This window comes from Pseudomonas sp. BCRC 81390, assembly GCF_030341915.1.
GTDB lineage: Bacteria > Pseudomonadota > Gammaproteobacteria > Pseudomonadales > Pseudomonadaceae > Aquipseudomonas.
The window spans coordinates 1-268 of the sequence record NZ_JATAAG010000068.1 but is presented as its reverse complement, the minus strand read 5'-3'; the positions used below and the strand labels follow the sequence as shown (position 1 = coordinate 268).

1 protein-coding gene is annotated in these 268 nt (G+C 63.8%); it reads left to right on the top strand.

Annotated elements, in window-relative coordinates:
• Positions 1-268: hypothetical protein (locus tag QSV36_RS21445; RefSeq protein WP_289134262.1), on the top strand; the 268-nt coding region annotated here is incomplete at both ends.

Here is a 268-nt window from a genome sequence, read left to right as displayed (position 1 = left end):
CCGCCAGTGGCGGCAGCGCCGGCCTGCTGTTTGCCCTGGGCAGCCTGTGGTTTCATCAGGACAGCCTGGGCAGGAACTATCGGGCGTTGCAGGAAACGCATCAGCACAACCCGGAAGCGCTGGCGGCGATCTGGTCTTCGTCGCTTGGGTTGTTGGGGGTTGGGGTTGAAGTGGCTGGGGGTGTCGTCGCGGTAGTACGCCCAAAGATACCGTGGCCCGGGACGGTAACCGAGGCATCATTGGGAAAGAACCTGGCCAGGTATGGCGG